The 7,178-nt window shown below is 72.9% G+C and carries 6 protein-coding genes; 5 read left to right on the forward strand and 1 reads right to left on the reverse strand.

The features are described from left to right. Positions 1–93: 93 nt before the first annotated feature. Positions 94–1,245, reverse strand: coding sequence for an S-methyl-5-thioribose-1-phosphate isomerase (mtnA, locus tag ACIBK5_RS33820; protein ID WP_399025616.1), 1,152 nt, complete (start codon positions 1,243–1,245; stop codon positions 94–96). Positions 1,246–1,385: 140 nt separating this feature from the next. On the opposite strand from mtnA, the gene ACIBK5_RS33825 reads away from it, so the two are divergent. The 5 genes from ACIBK5_RS33825 to ACIBK5_RS33845 are packed head-to-tail and all read left to right on the forward strand — an operon-like array spanning position 1,386 to position 7,059. Beyond that, positions 1,386–2,792, forward strand: a complete 1,407-nt coding sequence (locus ACIBK5_RS33825; RefSeq protein ID WP_399025618.1) for a glycerophosphoryl diester phosphodiesterase membrane domain-containing protein — start codon at positions 1,386–1,388, stop codon at positions 2,790–2,792. Between the two features lie 4 nt (positions 2,793–2,796). Beyond that, positions 2,797–3,567: a DUF4129 domain-containing protein gene (locus tag ACIBK5_RS33830; protein WP_399025620.1), complete on the forward strand. Its 771-nt coding sequence runs from the start codon at positions 2,797–2,799 to the stop codon at positions 3,565–3,567. Continuing rightward, positions 3,564–4,760, forward strand: a complete 1,197-nt coding sequence (locus ACIBK5_RS33835) for a DUF4350 domain-containing protein (protein WP_399025621.1) — start codon at positions 3,564–3,566, stop codon at positions 4,758–4,760. Before ACIBK5_RS33830 ends, ACIBK5_RS33835 begins: the two co-directional genes overlap by 4 nt. Continuing rightward, positions 4,760–5,749 carry an AAA family ATPase gene (locus ACIBK5_RS33840; RefSeq protein ID WP_399025649.1) on the forward strand — a complete coding sequence of 330 codons (990 nt, stop codon included), beginning with the start codon at positions 4,760–4,762 and terminating at the stop codon, positions 5,747–5,749. Before ACIBK5_RS33835 ends, ACIBK5_RS33840 begins: the two co-directional genes overlap by 1 nt. Next, positions 5,749–7,059, forward strand: a complete 1,311-nt coding sequence (locus ACIBK5_RS33845; protein ID WP_399025623.1) for a DUF58 domain-containing protein — start codon at positions 5,749–5,751, stop codon at positions 7,057–7,059. The genes ACIBK5_RS33840 and ACIBK5_RS33845 overlap by 1 nt, the downstream gene beginning before the upstream one ends. The last annotated feature ends 119 nt before the right edge of the window (positions 7,060–7,178 follow it).

Here is a 7,178-nt window from a genome sequence, read left to right on the forward strand (position 1 = left end):
CACGGCGCCCGCCGACCGGGCCCGCGGCACACGGGCGAGGGACGCGACCGCCGGAGCCCGCCCGCCCCGCACCCGCTCCGACAGCCGTCCGACTCAGCCCGTCGTCACCCTCCGCGACCGCGCACACACCTCCGCCAGCGCCTCCGCCGTCACCGGCGAAACCACACCCTCCTCCGTGACGATCGCCGTCACCAGCTCGGCCGGAGTCACATCGAACGCCGGGTTGTACGCCTGCGTCCCCAGCGGCGCCACGGGAATGCCACCCCCCGCCTCCGACGCACCGGCCACCGGCGCCTGCGGCGCCACCACCTCGGTCACCTCGTGACCAGGACGCTGCTCGACCTCGATGGACGCCCCGTCCGGGGTGTCCGGATCCACCGTCGTCACCGGCGCCACCACGATGAACGGCACATGGTGGTACCGCGCCAGCACCGCCAGCGGATAACTCCCCACCTTGTTCGCGACCGAGCCGTCCGCCGTGATGCGGTCCGCCCCGATCAGCACCGCGTCCACCTCCCCTGCGGCGAACAGCGACCCCGCAGCGTTGTCGGTGAGCAGCGTGTACGCCATCCCGCTGCGCGCCGCCTCGTACGCCGTCAGGCGAGCGCCCTGCAGCAACGGCCGCGTCTCGTCCACCCACAGGCGCCGGAGCCTGCCCACCCGGTGCGCCGCGAGCGCCACCGCGAACGCCGTCCCCTCCCCGCCCGACACCAGCGAACCGGTGTTGCAGTGGGTGAGGATCCGGTGCCCACCGCCGGGCAGCAGTTCGTCCAGCAGCGTCAGCCCGTGCTCGGCCATCCGCGCACTCGCCTCGGCATCCTCCCGGTGCAACTGCCGCGCCGCGGCCAGCGCTGCCGAGGCCGCCTGCCTGACATCACCGCCCTTGGCGAGCGCCGCCTCATGGGCCGAGTGCGCCCGGCGCACACCGAGGGCCAGATTCACCGCGGTGGGCCGGGCACTCGCCAGCGCCGCCGCGGCCTCGTCCACGTCGAAGCCCCGCACGGCGGCGAGCGCGACACCGTACGCCCCCGCGATACCGAGCAGCGGCGCCCCGCGCACCGCGAGCGAGCGGATCGCCTCCACCAGCGCGGGCGCGTCCGTGCAGACCAGCTCGACCTCCTCGGCCGGCAGCCTCGTCTGGTCGAGAAGGACCAGTACGGGTCCTTCCGGTGGCTCCTCCCAACGGATCGCGGAGATCTCGGTCGGCCGCTTGTCATCGCCGCTGTACGCGTACTGATCAGCCATGCGGTCAGTCTGCCCCCAATCGAGCGGACAATTGAAGGTACGCAGCCCATACCGCGGCCGGTCATTCCAAGACCACCCCATGGCACGATGGCTGCCAACCTGCCGCCGCGACCGCGGACGGGCACCGTGAAGGAGCGACGATGAACGACACTCCGGGCTGGGCCTCGCCCGGATCCGCCCCGTCCGACGGGCAGAAGCCGGACCCGTCCGGTACTGCCGAGCCCACCGACCGCCCCGGCCCGGGACAGCCCACGGACCAGCCCGGCCAAGCGGGCCAGCCTGGCCAGGCCCCGCAGGGCCCCGGCCCGCAGTGGTCCAAGGACCAGCCGCCACCCGCCCAGTGGTCCGCCCCCAGCGCCCCGACCGTCCCCGGCCAGGCTCCCCCGCCCCCGCCACCCGGCCCGGGCTGGGGCACCCAGCCCCCCGGCGGCCACGGCCCGGCCGGATACGGTCCTGGCGGACCCGCAGGCCCCGGCGGATACGGCGGCGGATACGGAGCCCCCGGTAGCCCCGGCGCCTACGGCGGCTGGGGAAGCGGCTGGGGCGGCCCCCCGCCCGCCGCCAAACCCGGCATCATCCCGCTGCGCCCCCTCGGCGTGGGCGAGATCCTCGACGGCGCCGTCTCCACCATGCGCACCTACTGGCGCACGGTCCTCGGCATCTCCCTGACCGTCGCGGTCCTCACCGAGATCATCGTCGTCCTGTTCCAGGGCCTCGTCCTGGACAACTCCAGCACCGAAGCCCTCAACGACCCGAGCGCCACCCTCAGCGAGCTGAGCCGCGCCATGAGCGACGCCCTGCTCAACTCCAGCGTCGTCTTCGTGATCTCCCTGGTCGGCACCGTCATCGCGACCGCACTGCTCACCACCGTCACCAGCCGCGCCGTACTCGGCAAGCCGGTGACCATCGGCGAGGCCTGGCGGGACGCACGCCCTCAGGTCGTCAAACTGTTCGGCCTCATCTGCTTGTTGCTGCTCATCACCGCCGGCATCGTCACCGTGGGCACCCTGCCCGGCATTCTCATCACCGCCTCCGGGAGCACCGGGCCAGGCGTCGCCCTCACCGTCCTGGGCGTCATCGGCGCCGGCATCGTCGCCCTCTGGCTGATGATCCGCTTTTCCCTGGCCTCGCCCCCCCTGATGCTGGAGAAGCAGGGCATCAAGAAGGCCATGAGCCGCTCCGCGAAGCTCGTCCAGGGCACCTGGTGGCGGATCTTCGGTATCCAGCTGCTCGCCACGATCATCGCGAACGTCGTCGCCTCGATCATCGTCATCCCGTTCACCTTCCTCGCCGCGGCCCTCAGCGGCGACGGCGTGACCGGCTGGCTCAACAGCGGCGGCGCCGGCCTCGGCTGGACCTTCCTCATCGTCAGCGGCATCGGCGCGGTGATCGGCTCCATGATCACCTTCCCGATCACAGCCGGCGTCACCGTGCTCCTCTACATCGACCAGCGCATCCGCCGCGAGGCCCTCGACCTCGAACTGGCCCGCGCCGCAGGCGTCCAGGGCTACGGCCCCAACGCCCCCGGCACCACCCCGGGGAGCTGATGCCGTGAGCTGGGCGGGGGAACCTCTCACAACGGCACTGCCACACACCGCCATACGGACGCTCCTGCGCGCCGGCGACACCTCCGTACTGTCGTCGGCGCGCTCCACCGACGAGCCGCCCCTCACCACCCCACGCGACCCCGCGCGCGAGGCGGCCCGACGCGAGCTGTCCAAGGGCATGTACCACGAGAACGACCCCAGCCTCTTCCAGCGCGCCCTCGACGCCTTCTGGAACTGGCTCGACAAACTCTTCAACGCCGCCTCGTCCGCGACACCCGGCGGCACACTCGGCCTGGCCGTCATCATCCTGGCCGTCGTCGCGGTCCTGGGCGCCCTGTGGTGGCGCCTGGGCACCCCGCGCCGCGGGCCCACCTCGTCCGCCGCCCTGTTCGACGACCGCCCCCGCAGCGCCGCCGACCACCGCTCCGCCGCCGAGGCACACGCCGCCCAGGGCCACTGGAACCAGGCCGTCCAGGAACGCATGCGGGCCCTCGTCCGTGCCCTGGAGGAACGCGCACTCCTCGACGTTCGCCCCGGCCGCACCGCCGACGAGGCGGCCGCCGAAGCCGGCCGGGCCCTGCCCGCCCACACCGACCGACTGCGCGCCGCCGCCCGGGACTTCGACGACGTGACGTACGGCGGCCGCTCGGCGACCGAGCAGTCGTACCACCGCATCGCCGAACTCGACCGCGACCTGGAACGCACCAAGCCCCAGCTCGCCACCAGCAGCGCCCAGAGCACGGCCCCCCACACCCGCCAGGGAGCCGCCGAATGACCACCGAGGCCACGCTCCCGTCCACCTCGGCCTCGCCCACCGCCCGCCAGATGTGGACCCGCACGCGCGGCATCGTGCTCGCCCTCGTGCTGCTCGTCGCGGGAGCAATCGCCATCGCCGTGATCCGCTCCGACGCCCGCCACGGCGAACTCGACCCGCGCTCCGCCGACCCGGGCGGCAGCCGCGCCGTGGCCGAACTCCTCGCCGACCGCGGCGTGGACACCCGAGTGGTGACCACCCTGGACGAGGCCGCCGCCGCATCCGGCCCGGACACCACCCTCCTGGTCGCCGCCCCCGACCTCCTGACCCGAGGTCAGCAGTCCCGCCTGCACGACTCGTTCGCCGACTCCGGCGGCCGAACCGTCCTGGTCGCCTCCGGCAGCGCCTCCGTCGAACGGCTCGCCCCCGGCGTCACCGCCGACCCCGCCACCAGCCTCGACTCGACGCTCGCCCCCGACTGCGACCTGCCCGCCGCCCAGCGCGCGGGCACCGCCGACACGGGCGGCGTCCGCTACAGCACCACGCACCTCGACGCCGACCAGTGCTACCCCAGCGAGCGCCTGGCCACCCTGCTGCGCGTCCCGGACACGACCGGGAACGGCGACACCGTCGCCCTCGGCGCTCCCGACATCCTCCTCAACGACCGCCTCGACCAGCAGGGCAACGCCTCGCTCGCCCTCCAACTCCTCGGCTCCCGACCCCATCTGGTCTGGTACCTCCCCTCGCTCTCCGACACGTCGGCCACCGGCACCGACGACGAACGCGGCTTCTTCGACCTGCTCCCCTCGGGCTGGCTCTGGGGCACCCTGCAACTCTTCATCGCCGCAGCCCTGGCCGCCCTCTGGCGGGCACGCCGACTCGGCCCCCTCGTGCCCGAAAAACTCCCCGTGGCGATCCGCGCCTCCGAGACCGCCGAAGGCCGCGCCCGCCTCTACCGCAAGGCCGACGCCCGCGACCGCGCGGCAAACGCTCTTCGCTCCACGACCCGCACCCGCCTCGCCCCCCTCACCGGCGTCCCCGTCACCCAGGCACACACGCCCGAGGCCCTGCTCCCCGCCCTGTCCGCCCACCTCCACGGCGACGGCCAGGACCTGCACGCCCTCCTCTTCGGCCCAGCGCCCAGCACCGACGCAGCACTCATCGCACTCGCCGACCGACTCGACGCCCTCGAAAGAGAGGTACGCCGTCCATGATGGACCCGACCACTGACAACGCCGGGCAGACCGGGGACCCGGGCACCGCCCGAGCCGCCCTGGAGGCCCTGCGCGCCGAGATCGCCAAGGCCGTGGTCGGCCAGGACCCCGCCGTGACCGGCCTCGTCGTCGCCCTGCTCTGCCGCGGCCACGTCCTCCTCGAAGGCGTCCCCGGCGTCGCCAAGACCCTCTTGGTCCGCGCCCTCGCCTCGGCCCTCGAACTCGACACCAAGCGCGTCCAGTTCACCCCCGACCTGATGCCGAGCGACGTGACCGGCTCCCTGGTCTACGACACCCGCAGCGCCGAGTTCTCCTTCCAGCCCGGCCCGGTCTTCACCAACCTGCTCCTCGCGGACGAGATCAACCGCACGCCCCCCAAGACCCAGTCGTCCCTCCTGGAAGCCATGGAGGAACGCCAGGTCACGGTGGACGGCACCCCCCGCCTCCTCCCCGACCCGTTCCTGGTCGCAGCGACCCAGAACCCGGTGGAGTACGAAGGCACCTACCCGCTCCCGGAAGCCCAGCTTGACCGCTTCCTCCTCAAACTCACCATCCCCCTCCCCTCCCGCCAGGACGAGATCGACGTCCTCACCCGCCACGCCGAGGGCTTCAACCCACGCGACCTCCACGCCGCCGGCGTACGCCCCGTAGCGGGCCCCGCGGACCTGGAAGCAGCCCGCGTGGCGGTCGCCAAGACGACCATCTCCGCGGAGATCACCGGCTACGTCGTCGACATCTGCCGCGCCACCCGCGAGTCGCCGTCCCTCACCCTCGGCGTCTCCCCCCGAGGCGCCACGGCCCTCCTGGCCACCGCCCGCGCCTGGGCCTGGCTGACCGGCCGCGACTACGTCATCCCGGACGATGTGAAGGCCCTGGCCCTCCCCACCCTCCGCCACCGCGTTCAACTCCGCCCGGAGGCCGAAATGGAAGGCGTGACAGCCGACTCCGTCATCAACGCGATCCTCACCCACGTCCCCGTCCCCCGCTGATGGCACTCACCGGACGCGCCGCCCTCATCGCGGCCCTGGGCTCCCTCCCCATCGGCATCTGGGAACCCGGATGGACGGGCATCCTGGCCGTCAACGCACCCCTGGCCGTGGCCTGCGCCTGCGACTTCGCGCTGGCCGCGCCCGTACGACGCCTGGGCCTGACCCGCTCCGGCGACACCTCGGTACGCCTGGGAGACACAGCAGATGTGACTCTCACGATCGCCAACCCGTCCCGCCGCCCGCTGCGCACCCACCTGCGCGACGCCTGGCCCCCCAGCAGCTGGCAGCAGGGCACGGAATCGACAGCCTCCCGCCACCGCCTCACTGTCCCCGCAGGCGAACGCCGACGCGTGACGACCCGCCTCCGCCCCACCCGCCGAGGCGACCGCCAAGCCGACCGGGTCACCATCCGTTCCTACGGCCCCCTCGGCCTCTTCTCCCGCCAGGGCACCCACAAGGTCCCTTGGACGGTTCGCGTCCTGCCCCCGTTCACCAGCCGCAAGCACCTGCCCTCAAAACTGGCCCGCCTCCGCGAACTGGACGGCCGCACCAGCGTGCTCACCCGCGGCGAGGGCACCGAATTCGACAGCCTCCGCGAGTACGTCCCCGGCGACGACACCCGTTCCATCGACTGGCGCGCCACAGCCCGCCAGTCCACGGTCGCCGTACGCACCTGGCGCCCCGAACGCGACCGCCACATCCTCCTGGTCCTCGACACCGGCCGCACCTCGGCAGGCCGCGTGGGCGACGCACCCCGCCTCGACGCCTCCATGGACGCGGCCCTGCTGCTCGGGGCCCTCGCGTCCCGAGCCGGCGACCGTGTCGACCTCCTCGCCTATGACCGCAGGGTCCGCGCCCTCGTCCAGGGCCGCACCGCAGGCGACGTCCTTCCGTCCCTGGTCAACGCGATGGCCACGCTGGAGCCGGAGCTCGTAGAAACGGACGCCCGGGGCCTCACGGCCACCGCCCTCCGTACGTCCCCCCGCCGCTCCCTGATCGTCCTGCTCACCACCCTGGACACGGCCCCCATCGAAGAAGGCCTGCTCCCGGTTCTCTCCCAGCTCACCCAGCGCCACACAGTCCTACTGGCATCGGTGGCAGACCCGCACATCACCGAAATGGCCAAAGCACGCGGAAGCACCGACGCCGTCTACGAGGCCGCAGCGGCAGCCCAGGCCCAGTCCGAACGCCACCGCACGGCAGAACAGCTCCGCCGTCACGGCGTCACAGTCGTGGACGCGACCCCGGACGACCTGGCACCGGCACTCGCGGATGCGTACTTGGCATTGAAGGCAGCCGGCCGCCTATGACATTCAGGGCCCTGCGGGGCCCTGAAACGCAGAAAACCCCGCATCCGAAGATGCGGGGTTTCCTATAAAAATTGTTCGGCGGCGTCCTACTCTCCCACAGGGTCCCCCCTGCAGTACCA

It is taken from the genome of Streptomyces sp. NPDC050546 (assembly GCF_044457425.1).
Taxonomy (GTDB): Bacteria; Actinomycetota; Actinomycetes; order Streptomycetales; family Streptomycetaceae; genus Streptomyces.